This window comes from Rathayibacter sp. PhB179 (assembly GCF_004345345.1).
In the GTDB taxonomy this organism is placed as follows: Bacteria; Actinomycetota; Actinomycetes; order Actinomycetales; family Microbacteriaceae; genus Rathayibacter; species Rathayibacter festucae.
Window position 1 is genome coordinate 661,486 of sequence record NZ_SLVD01000002.1, and the last position, 21,281, is coordinate 682,766.

Genomic DNA, 21,281 nt, shown 5'->3' on the forward strand with positions numbered 1-21,281 from the left:
GACGCCCCCGTTCGGGCTCTCTGTCGGGAATCGACGGACCCCCAGTCAGGGTGCCCTTACCGCGCGGCGCGCGAGGCACCCGTCGCGCGTCGCTGTGCCCGCACGGTGCCGCTGACGACGAAGGGCCCCGCCGGTCTCCCGGCGGGGCCCTTCGTCACTCAGACCGTGCTCAGCTGTAGTTGCCGGGCTCGTAGCCGTCGCTCGAGAACGAGTCGAAGTCGACGAACGAGAGGTCCGCGTCGCTGAACGCGGCGTCGTCGGCGAAGATGCGGTTGGGGTACCGCTCGGCCTTCGCCTCCTCCGTCGCCTCGACCGACACGTTCCGGTAGCGGGGCAGACCCGTTCCGGCCGGGATCAGCTTTCTTGACCCGCGACACGAAGGCTGTCACGCTTCCGCAATGGAGCGTAAGAGCTCCCCATGGCCACGGGTACTGACATATACAGGACGGGCAATGCCATACGATTATCAGACGTCATCACTTTGGCGACGAACTCTCGGCTCTACTGACTTCGGCGAGAATCAACCTACAGTAAATCGACTTCGAGAAGCCTATTTCGACTTTCGAAGTAACGCAAAACTCCTCGCCGAAGACATCAAGATCTCCATGCCTATGTTCACGGACCACGGCATCGAGCATATAGACTCGCTCTGGGATATGGCCTCGATGATCGTCGACGATGATTTCCCTCTGAACCCGGCGGAAGCATTCATCCTTGGCGGCGCTTTCTTGCTGCACGATCTCGGGATGGGCCTCAATTCATATCCTGGTGGAAAGGACGCCGTCGAAGCAGATCCTACATTTGCACGTGTACTGGAATCCGGCGTGACAGATCCTCCAACAGCGGCGGAAGACGCATCGAATCGCGAGCTTGCTCTGGTGACGACACTGAGGCTGCGACATGCAGAGCAGGCCGCGCGCCTAGTGGACCAAGAATTCGAAACAGATTCAGGACGCAAAGTAACACTTCTTGCCCAGGAAGATCTCCGTCGTTTCTTTGGGGACGATATTGGACGAATTGCCCAGAGTCATTGGGTTTCCGTCGACGAGCTTCCATCTTTTGTGGCCGACAAACACGGGACAGACGGTTCACTCCCCGGCGAGTGGAACATAGACCCGCTCAAGCTTGCTTGCATTCTGCGCCTGGCAGACGCCAGTCATATCGACAGTAGGCGCGCCCCGCTAATGCTTCACGCGTTTCGACCGCAGGTCGGAGTGAGCAGAGATCACTGGGTATTTCAACAACGACTCAACCGCCCCATTGTAAACAAGTCTCGACTTGAATACACATCCAGTAGATCATTTCCTGAGTCAGAATCGCGCGCGTGGTGGCTCGCCTACGACACACTAAAAATGATTGACTTTGAACTCAAACAAGTAGACGCCGTGTGTCGCGACCTCGGCCGCAAACCGTTCAAGGTGAATTCGGTGGCCGGAGTCTCGACGCCAGAACGACTCGCGTCACTCGTCAAGACCCAGGGCTGGACCCCGATTGACGCAACCCTGAAAGTCTCGAAAGTCAACACCGTGGTGGAAACGCTTGGTGGAGCTTAACTTTATGGCGACAATCCAACTATCCCCCTGCGGGAACTGATCGCGAATGCGGCAGATGCCAGTCACCTCTATGCAGCCCATTCCCAACGCGATGTTCCCGCAGTGAGCATCAGGCTTTACCAGCACGGTGGATCCGACTGGCTTGAAGTCGAAGACCACGGCATCGGTATGACGCAGCATCAGATGGCTGAGTCATTGTTGGACTTCGGCAGGTCACAATGGAAAGCTACAACCAACTCGGACCTCGCTGATTTACCCGCGGCGTCTTTTCGACCTCGCGGAAAGTTCGGGATTGGCTTTTTTTCTGCATTTATGATTGCGGATCGCGTGGAAATTAAGTCTCTGCGATATAGGCAGGGTTCGTCGGAGACGGCAATGCTGGTCTTTGAAGATGGTTTGGCCGGTAGGCCACTTTTCCGAAACGTTCCTGTGCGCGAGGAGCTCACTCAGAATGGCACCCTCGTCAGACTAAGATTAAAAAATCCTCCGCTCTCCGAAAAGGGCTTACTGGAAACGGATGCAATTGAGCAATCCGTTTCGCAAATGGTGCGGGATATGTTGATTAACATGTGTGCCTTGCTGGACGTTGATCTGAAGTTCGAGGGACCGGACGATCGAGACGCGAAGAGACTTATTGAAGCCAACGAGTGGAGCACACTACCCGCCGACCAGCTTTTCGATCGTATCTACACTTTCGATATGAAGAACCCGAATTATCAAAAGATGTACATCGAATGGCGAAAGTACTTCATTGAAAATGAGCAGTCTTTGTTCGACGAAGATGGACGCGTAATTGGTAGGGCGGTTCTGGCTAGCGGTTTAGAAAACGAATCGACAGCTGACGTGTGGTGGTGGCCGGCACCAGACGCCAAAACATATGTTGGCGGCTTGCTCAGCGACTATGTCTACAACTGCCTTGGCGCCTTTTCAGGCGCACCGCTCAAAGCTGATCGCAACTCCTCCTTTCCTCTAGCCAACCCATCCGAGCTACAGCGATGGGCTAGTACTCAGATTGACCTGATGGACCGGAAGAGATTCGCCTCATCTTCGACCCGGTATGGGGCCGCCGACCTCGGTCGCTCTGTCGGCGTTTCTTTGCCAAGTATGCCTTGCGGAATTTTACGGTCAGGAGAAATATCGCCTGACCAGCTTGGGGATTGGCTATCAACGCGAAACGAAGTGGTAATCATCCCGGATTGGGAGATCAACACCTATCACAGCGACTCAGGAAGCCTCGTCTTTCGCGAACGCCAGCAGGGGCGGCAACTGGACTTGCCAGATAACGCTATAGTGATTCGTCTTGGTTCGCGAAACTTCTTCCCGGAAGAGATTCAGAAGACGGCAAAAGACTCGCGCTTTGGTGACTTTGGGGATCTGCGCCTAAGAGAATGGAACCCACGCAACTGGTGGTACCAGTATGGCAAATCCGGCTCAACGGCATTGCTATTGGAACACGTTCTTCAGCAATGGGGTGTGACCCCTCATCAGGTGGCTGAGCATTTTGAGCAGCTTGCACTGGTTTCCGACAAGGATACAAGGGCTCCCATCAAGCTATTTGAGAGTGACCAGACGGTCCTTATCGAAGGATTTAGACTACGACGTCCAACCGAGCAGTCTGAATAGCCAAATCGTTCATCGCGCCACGTGACCGGTGACTGGGCTGACGACGAAGGGCCCCGCCGGTCTCCCGGCGGGGCCCTTCGTCACTCAGACCGTGCTCAGCTGTAGTTGCCGGGCTCGTAGCCGTCGCTCGAGAACGAGTCGAAGTCGACGAACGAGAGGTCCGCGTCGCTGAACGCGGCGTCGTCGGCGAAGATGCGGTTGGGGTACCGCTCGGCCTTCGCCTCCTCCGTCGCCTCGACCGACACGTTCCGGTAGCGGGGCAGACCCGTTCCGGCCGGGATCAGCTTTCCGATGATCACGTTCTCCTTGAGGCCCATCAGCGGGTCGCGCTTGCCCTCCATGGCCGCCTGCGTCAGGACGCGGGTGGTCTCCTGGAAGGACGCGGCCGACAGCCACGACTCGGTCGCGAGCGAGGCCTTGGTGATGCCCATGACCTCCTGGCGAGCGGACGCGGTCCGCTTGCCCTCGGTCAGAGCCGCACGGTTGACCTCGCTGTAGCGCGAGCGGTCGACGAGCTCACCCGGCAGCAGGTCGGTGTCGCCGTGGTCGACGACGGTGACCTTGCGGAGCATCTGCCGGACGATGACCTCGATGTGCTTGTCGTGGATCGGGACGCCCTGCGAGCGGTAGACGCCCTGGACACCGCCGACGAGGTGCTTCTGGACCTCGCGGACGCCCAGCACGCGCAGGACCTCCTTGGGGTCGACCGTTCCCACGTGCAGCTGCTGACCGAGCACGACCGACTGGCCGTCCTCGACGAGGAGCTGCGAGCGCTTGAGCACCGGGTAGATGACCGCCTCGTCGCCGTTGTCCGGCTGGAGGATGACCCGGCGGGCCCGGTCGGTGTCCTCGATCGTGATGCGACCGGCGGCCTCCGCGATCGGCGACGCACCCTTGGGGGTGCGGGCCTCGAAGAGCTCCTGCACGCGGGGCAGACCCTGCGTGATGTCGTCGGCCGAGGCCGATCCACCGGTGTGGAAGGTGCGCATCGTGAGCTGCGTGCCGGGCTCGCCGATCGACTGGGCCGCGATGATGCCGACGGCCTCTCCGATGTCGACGAGCTTGCCGGTGGCGAGCGAGCGGCCGTAGCAGGCCGCGCAGACGCCGACGGCCGACTCGCAGGTCAGGACCGAGCGCACCTTGATGTGACGGACCTCGGCACCGACGAGCTTCTCGATGAGGACGTCGCCGACGTCCTCGCCGGCCTCGGCCACGACCTCGCCGGCCTCGTTCGTCGCCGCGGTGGCGAGCGAGCGGGCGTAGACGGAGTTCTCGACGTTGGAGTCCTGGATCCAGGCGCCGGTGGCGTCCTGGAGCATGATCGGCAGGTCGAGGCCCTTGGTCGTGCCGCAGTCGTCCTCGCGGATGATGACGTCCTGCGAGACGTCGACGAGTCGACGCGTCAGGTAGCCCGAGTCCGCGGTGCGGAGCGCGGTGTCGGCCAGACCCTTGCGGGCACCGTGCGTGGCGATGAAGTACTCGGCGACCGACAGTCCCTCGCGGTACGAGGAGATGATCGGTCGGGCGATGATCTCGCCCTTCGGGTTGTTCACCAGACCGCGCATGCCGGCGATGTTGCGCACCTGCAGCCAGTTTCCACGGGCACCGGAGGTGACCATGCGGTTGATCGTGTTGTCGATCGGGAAGTTCGCGCGCATCGCCTTGGCGACCTCGTCGGTCGCCTCGGTCCAGATCTTCACGAGCTCCTGGCGGCGCTCCGCCTGGGTGGTCAGACCCTTGTCGTACTCGGACTCGACCTTGGCCGCCTTCTTCTCGTAGCCCGCGATGATGACGGGCTTCGAGGGCGGGGTGAGGATGTCCGAGAGGGCGACGGTCACACCGGACCGGGTGGCCCAGTAGAAGCCGGCGTCCTTGATGCGGTCGAGCGAGGCGGCGACCTCCACCTTCGGGTAGCGCTCCGCGAGGTCGTTGACGATCCCGGAGATGGTCGTCTTGTCGGCGACCTGCTCGAAGTAGGGGTAGTCGACCGGCAGAGCCTCGTTGAAGAGGGCGCGGCCGAGCGTCGTGTCGAGGAGGACGGGCGCGGTGACCTTGCCCTTGTCGTCGATCTCGACACCCTCGGGGCTCTGACCCTGAGCGAAGTACACGTCCGACATGCGGATGCGGACCTTCGAGTTCAGGTGCAGCGAGCCCTGGTCCTTCGCGAGGATCGCCTCCGAGACGGAGGAGAACGCGCGGCCCTCACCGGCGCCACCCTCGCGGATGGTCGTCAGGTGGTGCAGGCCGATGATCATGTCCTGCGTGGGCAGGGTGACCGGGCGGCCGTCGGAGGGCTTGAGGATGTTGTTCGAGGCGAGCATCAGGATGCGCGCCTCGGCCTGGGCCTCGACCGACAGGGGCAGGTGGACGGCCATCTGGTCGCCGTCGAAGTCCGCGTTGAACGCGGCGCAGACGAGCGGGTGCAGCTGGATCGCCTTGCCCTCGACCAGCTGGGGCTCGAAGGCCTGGATGCCGAGTCGGTGCAGGGTGGGCGCGCGGTTGAGCAGGACGGGGCGCTCGCGGATGATCTCCTCGAGCACGTCCCAGACCTGCGGACGCGAGCGCTCGACCATGCGCTTGGCGGCCTTGATGTTCTGCGCGTGCGACAGGTCGATCAGGCGCTTGATGACGAACGGCTTGAACAGCTCGAGCGCCATCTGCTTGGGCAGACCGCACTGGTGCAGCTTGAGCTGCGGTCCGACGATGATGACCGAGCGGCCCGAGTAGTCGACGCGCTTGCCCAGCAGGTTCTGGCGGAAGCGACCCTGCTTTCCCTTGAGCATGTCGCTCAGGGACTTCAGGGCGCGGTTGCCGGTGCCCGTGACGGGACGGCCGCGGCGGCCGTTGTCGAAGAGGGCGTCGACCGCCTCCTGGAGCATGCGCTTCTCGTTGTTCACGATGATCTCGGGGGCACCGAGGTCGAGCAGGCGGCGGAGGCGGTTGTTGCGGTTGATGACGCGGCGGTACAGGTCGTTCAGGTCGGAGGTGGCGAAGCGGCCACCGTCGAGCTGGACCATCGGGCGCAGCTCCGGCGGGATGACCGGGACCACGTCGAGGACCATCGCGGCCGGCGAGTTGCCGGTGGCGAGGAACGAGTTGACGACGCGCAGGCGCTTGATGGCGCGGATCTTCTTCTGACCCTTGCCCTCGGCGATCTGCAGGTGCAGCGTCTCGGCCTCGGCCTGGAGGTCGAACTGCTCGAGGCGCTTCTTGATCGCCTCGGCGCCCATGTAGGCCTCGAAGTAGACGCCGTAGCGGTCGACGAGCTCGTTGAAGACGGCGTCCTCGGGCTTGAGGTCGCCGACCTTCAGGGTGCGGAACTGCTCCCACACGCTCTCCAGTCGCGCGATGTCCTCGTCGAAGGACTTGCGGATCTGGCCCATCTCCTTCTCGGCGCCGTCCTTGGTGCGGCGCTTCTGGTCGCTCTTCGCGCCCTCCGCCTCCAGGGCGGCGAGGTCGGTCTCGAGGCGCGCCAGGCGGTCCGCGATGCGGGAGTCGCGCTGGTCCGAGAGGGTCTTGATCTCGAGCCGGAGCTCGTTCTCGAGGCCGGGCATGTCGGCGTGACGGCCGTCGTCGTCCACGTCGATGATCATGTACGCCGCGAAGTAGATGACCTTCTCGAGGTCCTTCGGCGCCATGTCCAGCAGGTATCCGAGGCGCGAGGGAACGCCCTTGAAGTACCAGATGTGGGTGACGGGGGCGGCGAGCTCGATGTGGCCCATCCGCTCGCGGCGGACCGAGGACTTGGTGACCTCGACGCCGCAGCGCTCGCAGACGATGCCCTTGAAGCGGACCCGCTTGTACTTGCCGCAGGAGCACTCCCAGTCGCGCGAGGGTCCGAAGATCTGCTCGCCGAACAGACCGTCCTTCTCGGGCTTGAGGGTGCGGTAGTTGATGGTCTCGGGCTTCTTCACTTCACCGTGCGACCAGCGACGGATGTCATCGGCCGTCGCGAGGCCGATGCGCAGCTCGTCAAAAGTTGTTACGTCGAGCAATGTTTTCTCCTTGTCGGAAAACAGGGTGTCTCGTCAGAGACGGGGAGTCGTCAGATGCTGGCGCGGGATCAGATGTCGTCGACGGAGGACGACTCGAACCGGGAGGAGATGTTGATGCCGAGCTCCTCCGCGGCGCGGTAGACCTCGTCATCCGTGTCGCGCAGGCTGACCGCGGTGCCGTCGGCCGAGAGGACCTCGACGTTCAGGCACAGGGACTGCATCTCCTTGATGAGGACCTTGAAGGACTCCGGGATGCCCGGCTCCTGGATGTTCTCACCCTTGACGATGGCCTCGTACACCTTCACGCGGCCGAGGATGTCGTCCGACTTGATGGTGAGGAGCTCCTGCAGCGCGTAGGCGGCACCGTAGGCCTCGAGGGCCCACACCTCCATCTCGCCGAAGCGCTGGCCGCCGAACTGCGCCTTACCACCGAGCGGCTGCTGGGTGATCATCGAGTACGGGCCCGTCGAGCGCGCGTGGATCTTGTCGTCGACGAGGTGGTGCAGCTTCAGGATGTACATGTAGCCGACCGAGACCGGGTCCGGGAAGGGCTCCCCCGAGCGGCCGTCGAACAGCTGCGTCTTGCCGGACGAGCCGATCAGGCGCTCGCCGTCGCGGGTCGGGGTGGTGGAGTCGAGGAGCCCTGCGAGCTCCTCCTCCGCCGCACCGTCGAACACCGGGGTGGCGACCTTGGTGCCGGGAGCGGCCTCGCGGGCGTGCTCGGGCAGGCGCTTGGCCCACTCGGGCTTGCCCTCGACCTTCCAGCCCTGCTTCGCGATCCAGCCGAGGTGGATCTCGAGGACCTGGCCGAAGTTCATCCGGCCGGGGACGCCGAGCGGGTTGAGCACGATGTCGACCGGGGTGCCGTCGGCGAGGAACGGCATGTCCTCGACCGGCAGGATCTTCGAGATGACGCCCTTGTTGCCGTGGCGGCCGGCGAGCTTGTCGCCCTCGGTGATCTTGCGCTTCTGGGCGATGTAGACGACCACGCGCTGGTTGACGCCCGAGCCGAGCTCGTCGTCGCCGTCCTGCGCGTCGAACACCTTGACGCCGATGATGGTGCCCTGCTCGCCGTGGGGCACCTTCAGCGACGTGTCGCGGACCTCGCGGCTCTTCTCGTTGAAGATCGCGCGGAGCAGGCGCTCCTCGGCCGAGAGCTCGGTCTCGCCCTTGGGCGTGACCTTGCCGACGAGGATGTCGCCGGGGCGGACCTCGGCGCCGATGCGGATGATGCCGCGCTCGTCCAGGTCGGCCAGGAGCTCCGGGCTGACGTTGGGGAGGTCGCGGGTGATCTCCTCCTTGCCGAGCTTGGTGTCGCGGGCGTCGACCTCGTACTCCTCGATGTGGATCGAGGAGAGGACGTCGTCCTTCACCAGGTTCTGGCTGAGGATGATCGCGTCCTCGAAGTTGTGACCCTCCCACGGCATGAACGCGACGAGCAGGTTCTTGCCGAGCGCGAGCTCGCCGTTCTCGGTCGCGGGACCGTCGGCGACGATCTCGCCGACCTCGATGCGCTCACCGGCGGAGACGACCACGCGGTTGTTGTACGAGGTGCCCTGGTTCGAGCGGTCGAACTTGCGCAGGAAGTAGGTCTGCGTGCCGCCCTCGTCCAACTGGACGGTGACGGAGTCGGCGGAGACCTCCTGGACCACGCCGGCCTTGTCGGCCGTGATGACGTCGCCGGCGTCGATGGCCGCGAAGCCCTCCATGCCGGTTCCGACGACGGGCGACTCGCTGCGCAGCAGCGGGACGGCCTGACGCTGCATGTTCGCGCCCATGAGCGCGCGGTTCGCGTCGTCGTGCTCGAGGAACGGGATCAGCGACGTCGCGACCGACACCATCTGGCGCGGGGAGACGTCCATGTAGTGCACGCGCTCGGCGTCGACGAGCTCGACCTCTCCGCCCTTGGGGCGGACCAGGACCTTGCCCTCGGCGAAGCGCATGTCGGAGGTGAGGGGGGCGTTCGCCTGGGCGACCAGGTACTCGTCCTCCTCGGACGCGGTGAGGTAGTCGATCTGCGCGGTGACGACGCCGTCGACGACCTTGCGGTACGGGGTCTCGATGAAGCCGAACGAGTTGATGCGCGCGAAGGACGCGAGCGAGCCGATCAGGCCGATGTTCGGGCCTTCCGGGGTCTCGATCGGGCACATGCGGCCGTAGTGCGACGGGTGGACGTCGCGGACCTCGACGCCGGCGCGCTCACGGGAGAGACCGCCGGGGCCGAGCGCCGACAGGCGGCGCTTGTGGGTCAGACCCGCGAGCGGGTTGTTCTGGTCCATGAACTGCGACAGCTGCGAGGTGCCGAAGAACTCCTTGATCGCGGCCACCACGGGGCGGACGTTGATCAGGGTCTGCGGGGTGATCGCCTCGATGTCCTGCGTGGTCATGCGCTCGCGGACGACGCGCTCCATGCGGGACAGACCGGTGCGGACCTGGTTCTGGATGAGCTCGCCGACCGCGCGGATGCGGCGGTTGCCGAAGTGGTCGATGTCGTCCACGTCGAGGCGGAGGTCGACCGCGGCGCCGTCGCGCACACCGGGCAGGTTGGTGCGGCCGTCGTGCAGCGCGACCAGGTACTTGATGGTCGCGATGATGTCCTCGACCGTGAGCACCGAGTCGGACAGCGCCTTGTCGATGCCGAGCTTGCGGTTGATCTTGTAGCGACCGACCTTGGCGAGGTCGTAGCGCTTGCTGTTGAAGTAGAAGTTGTCCAGCAGCGCGCGGGCGGCCTCGGCGGCGACCTGCTCGCCCGGGCGGAGCTTGCGGTAGATGTCGCGGAGGGCGTCCTCCTTGGTGAGGATGTTGTCCTTCTCGAGGGTCAGCTCGATCGACTCGTAGCCGGCGAACTGCTCGAGGATCTCCTCGCTCGTCAGGCCCAGGGCCTTGAGGAAGACGGTGACCGACTGCTTGCGCTTGCGGTCGATGCGGACGCCGACCTGGTCGCGCTTGTCGATCTCGAACTCGAGCCAGGCACCGCGGCTGGGGATGACGCGGGCGGAGTAGATGTCCTTGTCGGACGTCTTCTCCTGCTGGCGCTCGAAGTACACGCCCGGGCTGCGGACGAGCTGGGACACGACGACACGCTCGGTGCCGTTGATGATGAACGTGCCCTTCTCCGTCATCAGGGGGAAGTCGCCCATGAAGACCGTCTGGGTCTTGATCTCACCCGTGAGGTGGTTCATGAACTCGGCCTCGACGTACAGCGGAGCGGCGTAGGTCTTGCCGCGCTCCTTGCACTCCTCGATCGTGTACTTCTCGGGCTCGAGGTACGGGTTCGTGAAGCTCAGCTGCATCGTCTCGCTGAGGTCCTCGATCGGGGAGATCTCCTCGAAGATCTCGTCGAGTCCGGAGTTGGCGGGGAGATCCTCCCGGCCGACGGCCTTCGCCTCGGCGACGCGGGTCTTCCACGCCTCCGAGCCGACGAGCCAGTCGAAGCTCTCGGTCTGCAGCGCGAGCAGATCCGGAACCGTCAGGGTGTCGCTGATCTTGGCGAACGAGAGACGCGAAGCTCCGCGTCCGTTCTTGGGTGAGGTGGTGGTTGCGTTGGGCGCAGCAGCCAAGGAAGGAACCTCCGTAGACCCTCGCGGGTCTCAATCTGTGGGATGTGTGGAGTGGGCTCCCGCCGGGCGGGCCGACACGTCCTGCTCCCCGTTCCGTGACCGCGGTGACGCGGCCGCAGCGACGAAGCGACCGGTTTGACGCGGCCTTCGGGGCGGGGGCTAGAGTGTGGCATCGGCATCCACCATCTGATGCCGGGTTCCGATGGCTGGTCGACCGCAATATGACGACTCGGCACTCGGGAGCGCAAAGTACAACTATAGATGCACTGCGCCACGCCGCGCAAGTGCAGGTGCTTGCGCCCGGCACGGGCCTCGGGTATACGGCCGGGTCGAGGGTCTCGCCCGCTCCGTCTTCCTCCCCGCCTCTCCTGCTCCTCCTCTCCCGCTCCGCCTCCCCTCCTGCGCGGCACGGCAGACTGGTCGGATGGCCGAACGCACCGGTCGCCGACGCGGCGACGACTCCGAGCACCCCCGCGCCGTGCTCGCCAGCGGATTCCTCGCGCAGATCGAGCCCGACCGGCACTCCTCCGACGCGGCGACCCTCGTCGTCGACGGGACCCCGCAGTCGCACGTCGACCTCGCCGACCCCACGCACCTCTCCTTCGAGTACGTGCGGCGGATCGGCCACGCGATCGACCTGCTCGCGCCCGAGGGCGAGGCCGTGACGGCGCTGCACCTGGGCGCCGGCGCGCTGACCCTCCCCCGCTACGTCGCGGCGACCCGGCCCGGCTCGCGCCAGCAGGTGGTCGAGATCGAGGCGGCGCTCGTCGACCTGGTGCGGGAGGCGCTCCCGCTGCCCCGCGGCGCGCAGATCCGGATCCGCCAGGGTGACGCCCGCGAGGTGCTCGGCAAGCTGCCGCCGGGGCTGCTCGGCACGGTCGACGTCGTGGTGGTCGACATCTTCTCCGGGGCCAGGACACCCGCGCACGTCACGAGCGCCGAGTTCTACCGCGAGATCGCGCCGCTGCTCGCGCCCACCGGCGTCGTGGCGGTCAACGTGGCCGACGGCGGCGCGCTCGCCTTCGCCCGCGCCCAGGCCGCCACGCTCGCGGCGGTCTTCGCGCACACGGCGATCATGACCGACACCCAGATGCTGAAGGCCAAGCGCTTCGGCAACGTGGTGATGCTCGCCTCGCCCTCTCCGCTGCCGGTGGACGGGCTGCCGCGGCGGCTCGCCTCCGATCCCGCGCCCGCGAAGCTGGTGCAGGGGCGCGAGCTGGAGAACTTCCTCGGCGGTGCCTCGGTCGTCACCGACGACACCGCCACGCCCTCGCCGCTGCCGGCCCGCAGCATCTTCCAGGTCCGCCGGGGCTGAGGAGCGGCGCCGGGGCCGAGGAACGTCGCCGGGGCCGACCTCGACCCCGCGCGTCCGGGCCGGGCGGCCCGGCCCGGTTGCCCGTACAGTGGACGGGGGCCAGAGCCCCCTCCGTCCTCTCGCCGCAGCGTGCGCCGATCCGGATCCGCATCCACGAGGAAGAACCGCCCTGAGCATCATCATCCGCCACGACCCCGCGACGCTCCGCGAGGAGATCGACGTCGACGCCGCCCAGGACCGCCTGGAGGAGATCGGCGCGCTGCGCTCCCTCGCCGCGCTCACCGAGAAGGCCGAGCTGCTGCGCCTGCTCGGCCGCCTCGACGAGGCCTGGGACATCGCCACCGAGGCCGTCCGCCGCACCCGCTTCTCCGGCGACCGCGCCGAGCTGCTCACCGCGCGCGTCCGCCGCGCGCGCCTCATGCAGCTGCGCGACCGCTCGGACGAGGCGCTCTCCGAGCTGACGCTCTGCGTCGAGGAGGCGCGCACGCACGAGTGGCACGTCGAGCACTCCTTCGCGCTCAAGCACCGCGGGCTCGCGCTCTTCGAGAGCGGCGAGTACAGCCAGGCCGCGCGCGACTTCGACGCGGCGACCGCGCTCGGCGAGCGCGTCGGCGTGGAGGAGGAGGAGCTCGAGGTCGCGCGCCTCGGCTTCGCCGCCGCCTCCGAGTTCCAGGACGAGTCGACCCGCGGCCCCCGGGCGGACGGCGCCGTGCGCGGCCGCCGCCGCGCCGAGGGCGACGAGGCCTGAGCCCCGGAGCCGATCCGACCGATGGCTGAGCTCGACCAGGTCGCCCGCTGGGCGGACGCGCTGCTGCGCGAGCACCTGGACGCCTCGTGGAGCTTCGCCTTCGATCACGCCCGCACCCGCGGCGGCGCCTGCCACTGGAAGGACCGGCGCATCACCGTCTCGCGGCACCTCGCCGCGCGGTGGAGCGACGAGGAGGTGCACCAGACCCTGCTGCACGAGGTCGCGCACGCGCTCGCCGGCCCGAAGGCCGGGCACGGGCCCGCGTGGCGGCGGATCGCCACCGCGCTCGGCTACACCGGCGACCGCACGCACAGCAATCCGACCGCGGACGAGCTGGCCCCGTGGGTCGGCAGCTGCCCGAGCGGGCACCTCTTCTACCGGCACCGCCGCCCGAGCCGGCCGCTGGCCTGCGGGAGGTGCGCCCGGCGCTTCGAGGCCGCGAACGCGATTGAGTGGCGGCGCCGCGAGGTGCCGGCGCGACCGGCCGCGAGCGAGCGCTCGGCGTGAGCGAGGGCGCACCGCATCGCGTGGTCCGCGGCCGGGTGCCGAGCACCGGGCAGTGGTTGGTCGACGCGGGCGGACTGCGCTGGTGGTTCGACTCCGGCAGCCTCGCGCTCGACTTCGCCTGCACCGGGCCGCTGCGCGGGATCCCCGGCGAGCGCCTCGACTCCGACGAGGCCCTGGCGGCGTGGCTCGCCGAGCGCTTCGACGCCGTCGACGCCACCGCCCGCGACGCGCGGCTCGACGACGCGCTGATGCTGCGCGGCGCGGTCTCGCGGCTGGCGGTCGCCGCCGAGCGGGGTGTCGTGGGCGACCCGGCGGACGTCGACGTCGTCAATCTCTTCGCCGCGATGCCGGACGTCCCGCCGTCGCTCTCCGGCGGCTCGCGCCAGGCCGGCCGCTCGCACGCGGCGGCGCGGCAGGCACTCTCGACCCTCGCCCGCGAGGCGGTGGACCTGCTGGGCGGCGGCACTCCGGGGCGGCTGCGCCGCTGCGACGCGGAGGACTGCCGGATCCTCTACCTCGACACCTCCCGGGCCGGCTCGCGGCGCTGGTGCTCGATGCAGCGCTGCGGCAACCGGGCGAAGGTCCGCGCGCACCGGCGCCGGAGCGCCGAGCGCGCGGACCGCGTCGAGGGCTAGTCGACGACCTTCACGTCCTTCCAGAACGCGAGATAGCCCGAGAAGTCCTTGCCGACGCGGTCGAACGCGGTCGGGTACGGCGTCGGGTAGGACCAGGCGCGGTCCTTGAGCATCCCGTCGTCGGACTTCACGTCGTAGTACTGCGCCTCGCCCTTCCACGGGCAGGTGTACTGGGTGCTGCTCGGCACCAGGTAGTCGTTGTTCACGCTCGTGGGCGGGAAGTACCAGTTGCCCTCGATGGAGATGAGGTCGGAGTCGGGGGCGTCGGCGATGACGACGTCGTTGAGGACGGCTTTCATTCGGGCCAGCTTTCCTGTCGCGGAGACGATCGGCGGAGGCGGTCCTCCGCTCCCGGGGAACGCTACGCCGCTCCGGCCCCGCGGGTCGAGCGCGGCCGCACCCCTTGCGGAGACGCTCAGGCCCGGTCCGTCAGCGCGGGGAGCGCAGGACCGTCACCGTGTCGACGGTGTCCACGCGGGCGGCGGCGGAGATCTCCGCCCCGCGGCCCTGCGCCGTGAGCAGGCGGCCGGTGGCGGAGGCGGTCAGCAGGTGGACGCACGCCCGGCGGAGTCCCTCGTAGGAGGCCGAGGCCACGGCCGCGTCGGGCGAGACGTGGTCGATGCCGAGCCCGATCAGGGCGTCGATCAGCGCGCCCGCGGCCAGCTGGTCCTCCACGGCGAAGCGCGGCTCGCCCGCCGCGTCGACCTCGCCGACGGCGACGACGTTGACGCTGGTCCGCCCGCCGTTCTCGTGCTGGCGCTCGAGGATCCAGCGGGCGACGGCGGTGCGGTCGGCCAGACCGGCGCGGACGACGTGGCCGTCGATCGCGTCGGGGTCGACGGCGTCGTCCGCTCCTCCCGGGAGCGCGTCGACCAGCACGGTGATGTGCGCGGGGGCGAGGGCGCGGAGACCGCGGGCGCCCCAGTCGAAGCGGATCTGGTACGACCCCTGGTCGAAGGCGGTGGCCGGGGCGGCGGCGGTGCGGTCGGAGTCGGGGAGCGCGGCGTTCACTCCTCCACGGTACCGACCGCTCCGCCGCCGCCTACACGCCCGCGGCCCGGCGCGCACCCGGTTCCCGCCCGGAAGAACCCGGAGGAGGATGGACTCCGTGAAGGTGATGCTCAAGCACGTGCTCGACACCGACCCCGACTCCGCCTGGCGCGCCCTGCAGAGTCCGGCCGTGTTCCGCGAGGTGATGTCCCCGTTCCTGACCGCGGCGTCCCTGGACGAGGGCGGCTTCCGGCCGACCTGGGGCCTCGGGCCGCACGACGTCGCGATGGACGCGCTCGGGATCGTGCCGATGGGCGCGCAGGAGATCGACCTCTCCTACCGCCGCGTCCCGTCGATGCCCGACGTCCGGATCCTCCGCGACAACGGCGCTCCGCTCTCCGGCGCGCTGCGGCTGATCACCGCGTGGGACCACCGGATGGCCGTCGCGCCGCTCCCGGACGGGCGCACGCTCTTCCGCGACCGGCTGGAGTTCAGCGCCGGACTCGCCTCGCCGGCGCTCTGGCCGTCGATGTGGGCGTTCTGGCAGTGGCGCGGGATCCGCATCCGCGCGCTGGCCCCGACCTGGCGTCACGACGTCGGCGCCGATACCCGCCCCCGAGGGGAGGACGCACCGTGAGCCCCGACGGATCGGCCGAGGAGGCCGTCGAGCTGTCCCGCGCGGACCTGCTGCGCTTCCGCTGGCCCGCCGGCGAGGACGACGGCAGCGAGGAAGAGGGCGCCGTGTCGCCGCGGCGCCGGCTCGCCTCCGCCATCGAGGTCGCCGACTGGCGCCGCCACGTCCAGGCGATGTACGCCGAGGTCCGCAGGCTCTCGAACGTCGACCTGCTCGCCGCGCACGCGTCGTGGATCCGGGCGCGCAACGCGCTGTTCGACCGACACCCCGCCACTCCGCTGCTGCCCGCCGACCGGGCGCACTTCCGCTCGCTGCCGATCGCACCGTACGACGCGGCCTGGCGGTTCGAGCTCGAGGTCGCGCCGGCCGAGGAGGCACGGCGCATGGACGTGGAGACCGGGACGGACGGCGTCGTGCCGTTCGAGCTGGTCGGGACCGTCGAGGTCCCCTCCGCAGGGACCCTGGACGTCTGGAAGCTCGGCTCCTACGGCGGCGGGCTCTTCGTGCCCGTCAAGGACGCGCTGGCCGGAACGCCGGGCGGCACCTACGGGGGCGGCCGCTACCTGCTCGACACCGTGAAGGGCGCCGACCTCGGCACCGGAGCGACGCCGTCGACGCTCGTGCTCGACTTCAACTTCGCCTACAACCCCTCCTGCGCGTACGACCCGGCCTGGGCCTGCCCGCTCGCGCAGGCCGGCAACACGCTGCCGGTCGAGGTGCCGGTGGGCGAGCGCTACAAGGGCTGACGCGGCGGCGACATGCTGATCGAGCAGCCCTCGCAGAGGGCGTATCGAGATCCCGCCCGCCGATGCTGACCGTTCTCGGAGGCTCCGCCGATAGCCTCCGGGCGGCGCGCCCCCGCGCCGGAAAGCAGGAATCAGCATGCCCCGACCCGTCCTCCTCGTCACCGGAACCTCGACCGGCATCGGCCGCGCGACAGCGATCGAGGCCGCCCGCTCGGGCTGGCAGGTGGTCGCGACGGTCCGCGACGTGGAGCACGCCGACGGACTGCGCGAGGCGATCGGCGGGGCCGGGGTGGAGCTCGACGTGCAGCGGCTCGACGTCACCGACGCCGACTCCGTCACCGCGTGCCTCGAGCGGATCCAGTCCGTGCACGGCGGACTCGACGTCCTGGTGAACAACGCCGGCGCGGGCCACGTCGGCATCACCGAGCTCGAGGACCCGGCCGAGCTGCGCCGTGTGATGGAGGTCAACTTCTTCGGCACCGTCGCCGTGACCCGTGCCGCGCTGCCGCTGCTGCGCTCCTCGCGCGGGCGGATCGTGACCGTGTCGAGCGTCGGCGGCGCCGTCGGCCAGCCCTTCAACGAGGACTACTGCGCCGCGAAGTTCGCGATCGAGGGCTTCTTCGAGGCGCTCGCGCCCGTCGCCGCGGCCGTCGGCGTGCACGTCTCGCTGATCGAGCCGGGCGCGGTCCGCAGCAGCTTCGTCGAGAACGTCGGCATCGACTCCTCCGCTCTGATGGCCGAGGCCGGCCCGTACGCCGGCGCGCTCGGCGCCTACCTCGACCGCACGGCCTCCGCCTTCTCCTCCAGCCATGCCCAGGAGCCGGCGGAGGTCGCCGCCGTGATCCTGCAGACCCTGCGCGACCCGGAGCCGCCCTTCCGGGTGCAGACCTCGGACTGGGCGCGGGACTTCGTCGGCCTGAAGCTGGCCGACCTCGACGGCTCCCGCGTGCAGTCGACCATGCGGGGATGGATCGGCACCCACTAGGGTGGGAGGGTGCGAGCGCGACGACTGCGCTCCCCCGCGTCGTAGAACGCCCATTTTCCGTTGCGGATCCCTCTGGATCCCGACCATCTGGCGCACGTGCATGAGGCCCCCGGCCGCGCGCACCGCTTCGTACGGCGAACGGATGTGACCACCGTCACCTTCGCCCGAACAGCCGATCACCCGCGCCCGGCCACCGCCTGCGCTGTCAGATCGGCATGATGCCCCGAAAGGCACCATCCATGTCGACCATCCCCACCTTCGCCGCACTCGGCGTCCCCGCACCCCTCGTCACCGCCCTGACCGCGAACGGCATCACCGAGCCCTTCCCGATCCAGGTGGACACGCTCCCCGACACCCTGAACGGCCGCGACGTGCTCGGCCGCGGCAAGACCGGCTCGGGCAAGACCCTCGCCTTCGCCATCCCCATGGTCGCCCGCCTCGGCGGCGCCCTCGCCGGCGGACGCCGCCGCCCGGGCCGCCCGCTCGGCCTGATCCTCGCGCCGACCCGCGAGCTCGCCACGCAGATCACCGCGGCCATGCAGCCCCTCGCCGACGCCTACGGCATCGTCACCACCACGATCTTCGGCGGCGTCTCGCAGCAGCGCCAGGTCGCCGCGCTCAAGCAGGGCGTCGACATCGTCGTGGCGTGCCCCGGCCGCCTCGAGGACCTGATGAAGCAGGGCTTCGTCAACCTCGACGCCGTCGAGATCACCGTGCTCGACGAGGCCGACCACATGGCCGACCTGGGCTTCCTGCCCGTCGTCACGCGCATCCTCGACAAGACCCCCCGCGGCGGACAGCGCCTGCTGTTCTCGGCCACGCTCGACAACGGCGTGGACAAGCTGGTCAAGAAGTACCTGCAGAACGAGGTGCTGCACTCGGTCGACGAGGCGAACTCGCCCGTCGCGCTGATGACCCACCACGTCTTCGAGGTCGACGGCCTCGACGCCAAGAACGCCCTCGTGAAGACCCTCGCGTCCGGCACCGGCCGCCGCATCCTCTTCATGCGCACCAAGCACCACGCGAAGAAGCTCGCCAAGCAGCTCACCGGCCAGGGCATCCCCGCCGTCGACCTGCACGGCAACCTCTCGCAGGTCGCCCGCGACCGCAACCTCGCCGCCTTCGGCGCAGGCACCGTCAAGGTGCTCGTCGCCACCGACGTCGCCGCCCGCGGTGTGCACGTCGACGACGTCGAGCTGGTCATCCACGTCGACCCGCCCATGGAGCACAAGGCGTACCTGCACCGCTCGGGCCGCACCGCCCGCGCCGGCAGCGAGGGCGACGTCGTCACCGTCGTGCTGCCCAGCCAGCGCGGCGACGTGAAGACCCTCCTGCGCAAGGCCGCCATCCAGGTCACCCCGCAGCTCGTCACCGCCGACTCGGCCGCCGTGTCGAAGCTCGTCGGCGACGTCGCGGCGTACGTCACCCCGACCGCCGTCGTCGAGCCCGTCCGCGGCCAGTCGCAGGGCGGCCGCTCGCAGGGCGCCAACGCGCAGCGCAAGCGCGCCGCGCGCACCGACGGCGGCACCGCGCCCCGCGGCGGACGCGGCGAGCGCTCGGCGGCTCCCGCCGGCGCCGGCTCCGACCGTCCCCGCCGCGGCACCGGCGGGAGCTCCGACGGCGCCGCTCGCGGCGGACAGCGCGGCGGCCGCGGCCGCTCCGCCGCCGCAGCGACCACCTCGGGCGGCTCGCGCTCGTACTACAGCACCGGCTCGGGCTCCGGCAGCTCCGCCCCGGCCGGCGCCGAGCGCCGCCCTGCGCGACGCGCTCAAGGCTGATTCGCGCGCCGCGCAGCGGCGCGCCGCAGTCGGCAGGGCGGGTGGTTGCGTTCCTTGGAGCGTCTCGCCACCGGCTACGGCGATTCGCTTGGCACGCGAATCGCCGCTCCGCCTTGCGAGGGGCGGCTGGTCCGGGGGCGCAGCGTCTGACGACGTGCGCGTGCCGCGACGACTGCACGAAGAGACATGAAGAAGGCCGGGAGTCCTTCCGCGACACAGTCGCGGGTCGGAGTCCCGGCCTTCGTCGTCTCTCAGTCGTCAGCGGTGTGCACAACTAAGGCTGAACCGCCCGTTCCGCACGAAAAAGGACGTGAGAACGCTCTTCAGCCTTCGTTGTGTACGGGTCGCCCGCTTGAGGCGCACCTCTCGACGGGATGCTCGCGCGCAAGCGCGGCCCACCCGCACCGAGACCTCTGAGACCAGAGGACCGCGGACGATGCCTGCCAGGTCACGGCGGGTCTCCTAGGAAAGTTCACCAAGTCCGTATGGGAAAGCCATGCTGATCGAGTAGCCCGCGGAGCGGGCGTATCGAGATCCACCATCGCTAAAAGACGAGTCTGCAGACCCGCCCATGCTGGCGACGGCGGGTCTCGATACGCCCCTGCAGGGCTACTCGACCACCATGACGCGGCGCCGCCGTGTCCTTTTCCTCACCACCGAGACGCGAAGCGGCTTCGCCGCTCGAGACGCGCTCCGCGCTACTCGGCCAGCATGTCGCGCGCCGCCCCGCGCCGCACCGGACGACTCAATGGAGGCGGCTGCCTCGTGCCAGCGAATGCGAAGCCCCTCGCCCCTAGTCTCGGCGCGAGAGCGCGCTTCGAGCCGTAAGAGGAATTCGCGTGCCAGCGAATTCCGCCAGGCGGACGTCGGACGCTCTACGGGGCCCGACCACCTGCAAGAGCCGACCGCGGCGCGCCGCCCCGCGGCGCGCGAGGAGGCACGCTGCGCGCTACCGGAGCTTCCCCACCGATGCGAGTGCGGCGCGCAGCAACGCGCCGCGCCCGCCCTCCATCTCGGCGGAGACGGCGTCGGAGCAGGCCTCGTCGGGGGTCATCCAGGTCAGTTCGAGGGCGTCCTGGCGGGGGTCGCAGGTGCCGGTGACGGGGACGACGTAGGCGAGCGAGACGGCGTGCTGCCGGTCGTCGGTGAAGGGGCCCATGCCGGGCATGGGGAAGTACTCGGCGACGTGGAAGGGCAGGGGGCTTGCCGGCAGCAGCGGGAACGCCATCGGGCCGAGGTCCTTCTCGAGGTGGCGGAAGAGCGCGTCGCGGAGGGTCTCGCCGTACATCACCCGGCCGGAGACGATGGTGCGCGTGATCTGCCCCGAGGCGGTCGCCCGCAGGAGCACCCCGACCTCGGTCACCTGGCCGAGTCCGTCGACGCGGACGGGCACCGCCTCGACGTACAGCAGCGGGAGCCGACGGCGGATCTCGGCGAGTTCATCGTCGGACAGCCACCCGGAGTTGGGATCAGGGGTACGCACGCTCATAGGGCCATTCTTACCCGACGTTCATGTCAGTCCGGTTTCGGCTCGCATCCGGCGGGCTCGGCGATGATGGTCCGATGGCTATCGACGCGAACGCAGTGCTGTGGTCCTCCTCCGCGAAGGACCGGGCCGGGCGGCCCCTCCTGGTGCTCCTGCACGGCTACGGCTCGCACGAGGGCGACCTGTTCTCGCTCGGCGCCTACCTGCCGCTGGAGCCGGTGCTCGCCTCGCTCCGGGCGCCACTGGCCCTGGACGGCGGCGCCAACGCCTGGTGGCCGCTGCGGGTGCCGCTGGATCCGGATCAGCCCCGGACCGACCCGGTCGCGGTCGAGGAGGCCGCACAGGGCGTCCTCGACTGGCTCGACGCGCTCGAGCACGACGGTCCTGTCGGCCTGCTCGGCTTCTCGCAGGGCGCGGCACTGGCCGTGCAGCTGCTGCGGCGAGCCCCCGGGCGGTTCGCGTTCGCGGTGGCCCTCTCGGGCTTCGTGGTGCCGCTGGCGGAGGGCGACGCGGCCGACGAGGTCCTCGCCGAGGAGCGTCCGCCGGTGTTCTGGGGGCGCGGCACGCTCGACGCCGTGATCCCGCCGGAGCTGGTCGCGGCGGCGGCGGAGTGGTTCCCGGCTCACACCGCGCTCGACGCGAGGGTCTACGAGGGCGTGGCCCACGGCGTGAGCCAGGCCGAGCTCGCCGACATCGGCACCTTCGTGCGGCTGGGCTTCGCCTGAC

General features: G+C 68.7%; 17 protein-coding genes. 11 read left to right on the forward strand and 6 right to left on the reverse strand.

The window, feature by feature from the left end; translation table 11 throughout:
- Positions 1-169: 169 nt before the first annotated feature.
- Positions 170-319 (reverse strand): hypothetical protein, encoded by a 150-nt coding sequence (locus EDF43_RS21740; protein WP_165909036.1) that lies wholly within the window; start codon positions 317-319, stop codon positions 170-172.
- A 133-nt stretch (positions 320-452) separates the two neighbouring features.
- Between EDF43_RS21740 and EDF43_RS06945 the strand changes: the two genes are divergently transcribed.
- On the forward strand, positions 453-1,553 hold the full coding sequence (locus tag EDF43_RS06945; protein WP_132436046.1) for a hypothetical protein: 1,101 nt from the start codon (positions 453-455) through the stop codon (positions 1,551-1,553).
- A 39-nt stretch (positions 1,554-1,592) separates the two neighbouring features.
- Positions 1,593-3,176 (forward strand): ATP-binding protein, encoded by a 1,584-nt coding sequence (locus tag EDF43_RS06950; protein WP_243646245.1) that lies wholly within the window; start codon positions 1,593-1,595, stop codon positions 3,174-3,176.
- 95 nt (positions 3,177-3,271) lie between these two features.
- Here EDF43_RS06950 and EDF43_RS06955 read toward each other — a convergent pair whose 3' ends face one another.
- Both EDF43_RS06955 and rpoB read right to left on the reverse strand, forming a co-directional pair.
- Positions 3,272-7,171, reverse strand: a complete 3,900-nt coding sequence (locus tag EDF43_RS06955) for a DNA-directed RNA polymerase subunit beta' (RefSeq protein ID WP_132436048.1) — start codon at positions 7,169-7,171, stop codon at positions 3,272-3,274.
- 68 nt (positions 7,172-7,239) lie between these two features.
- Positions 7,240-10,731, reverse strand: coding sequence for a DNA-directed RNA polymerase subunit beta (gene rpoB, locus EDF43_RS06960; protein WP_123702077.1), 3,492 nt, complete (start codon positions 10,729-10,731; stop codon positions 7,240-7,242).
- Between the two features lie 424 nt (positions 10,732-11,155).
- On the opposite strand from rpoB, the gene EDF43_RS06965 reads away from it, so the two are divergent.
- The 4 genes from EDF43_RS06965 (at position 11,156) to EDF43_RS06980 (ending at position 13,936) form a co-directional block, all read left to right on the forward strand.
- Complete coding sequence (locus EDF43_RS06965; RefSeq protein WP_123733504.1) at positions 11,156-12,046, forward strand: fused MFS/spermidine synthase; 891 nt, start codon at positions 11,156-11,158, stop codon at positions 12,044-12,046.
- Between the two features lie 88 nt (positions 12,047-12,134).
- Positions 12,135-12,794 carry a hypothetical protein gene (locus EDF43_RS06970; protein ID WP_185019941.1) on the forward strand — a complete coding sequence of 220 codons (660 nt, stop codon included), beginning with the start codon at positions 12,135-12,137 and terminating at the stop codon, positions 12,792-12,794.
- 21 nt (positions 12,795-12,815) lie between these two features.
- The gene (locus EDF43_RS06975; protein ID WP_123735016.1) at positions 12,816-13,301 is read left to right on the forward strand and encodes a SprT-like domain-containing protein; all 486 of its coding nucleotides are present in this window, start codon (positions 12,816-12,818) and stop codon (positions 13,299-13,301) included.
- Positions 13,298-13,936, forward strand: a complete 639-nt coding sequence (locus tag EDF43_RS06980; protein ID WP_243582558.1) for a CGNR zinc finger domain-containing protein — start codon at positions 13,298-13,300, stop codon at positions 13,934-13,936. Before EDF43_RS06975 ends, EDF43_RS06980 begins: the two co-directional genes overlap by 4 nt.
- On the opposite strand, the gene EDF43_RS06985 is transcribed toward EDF43_RS06980, so the two are convergent.
- Complete coding sequence (locus tag EDF43_RS06985; protein WP_123445021.1) at positions 13,933-14,235, reverse strand: DUF427 domain-containing protein; 303 nt, start codon at positions 14,233-14,235, stop codon at positions 13,933-13,935. The two genes, EDF43_RS06980 and EDF43_RS06985, sit on opposite strands and share 4 nt — an antisense overlap.
- A 130-nt stretch (positions 14,236-14,365) precedes the next feature.
- Complete coding sequence (locus tag EDF43_RS06990) at positions 14,366-14,947, reverse strand: 2-phosphosulfolactate phosphatase (protein ID WP_132436049.1); 582 nt, start codon at positions 14,945-14,947, stop codon at positions 14,366-14,368.
- 106 nt (positions 14,948-15,053) lie between these two features.
- On the opposite strand from EDF43_RS06990, the gene EDF43_RS06995 reads away from it, so the two are divergent.
- From EDF43_RS06995 to EDF43_RS07010, 4 genes are all read left to right on the forward strand, one after another.
- Positions 15,054-15,563 carry a hypothetical protein gene (locus tag EDF43_RS06995; protein ID WP_243646246.1) on the forward strand — a complete coding sequence of 170 codons (510 nt, stop codon included), beginning with the start codon at positions 15,054-15,056 and terminating at the stop codon, positions 15,561-15,563.
- A 170-nt stretch (positions 15,564-15,733) separates the two neighbouring features.
- Positions 15,734-16,306 carry a DUF1684 domain-containing protein gene (locus tag EDF43_RS07000; RefSeq protein WP_123445360.1) on the forward strand — a complete coding sequence of 191 codons (573 nt, stop codon included), beginning with the start codon at positions 15,734-15,736 and terminating at the stop codon, positions 16,304-16,306.
- A gap of 136 nt (positions 16,307-16,442) precedes the next feature.
- Positions 16,443-17,291 (forward strand): SDR family oxidoreductase, encoded by an 849-nt coding sequence (locus EDF43_RS07005; protein ID WP_132436050.1) that lies wholly within the window; start codon positions 16,443-16,445, stop codon positions 17,289-17,291.
- 239 nt (positions 17,292-17,530) lie between these two features.
- Complete coding sequence (locus EDF43_RS07010; protein ID WP_132436051.1) at positions 17,531-19,069, forward strand: DEAD/DEAH box helicase; 1,539 nt, start codon at positions 17,531-17,533, stop codon at positions 19,067-19,069.
- Between the two features lie 949 nt (positions 19,070-20,018).
- Here the strand turns inward: EDF43_RS07010 and EDF43_RS07015 are convergent.
- Positions 20,019-20,558 (reverse strand): NUDIX hydrolase family protein, encoded by a 540-nt coding sequence (locus tag EDF43_RS07015; RefSeq protein ID WP_123445016.1) that lies wholly within the window; start codon positions 20,556-20,558, stop codon positions 20,019-20,021.
- A gap of 74 nt (positions 20,559-20,632) precedes the next feature.
- Here EDF43_RS07015 and EDF43_RS07020 point away from each other — a divergent pair, with 74 nt between their 5' ends.
- Positions 20,633-21,280, forward strand: a complete 648-nt coding sequence (locus tag EDF43_RS07020; RefSeq protein ID WP_132436052.1) for an alpha/beta hydrolase-fold protein — start codon at positions 20,633-20,635, stop codon at positions 21,278-21,280.
- Position 21,281: the final 1 nt, after the last annotated feature.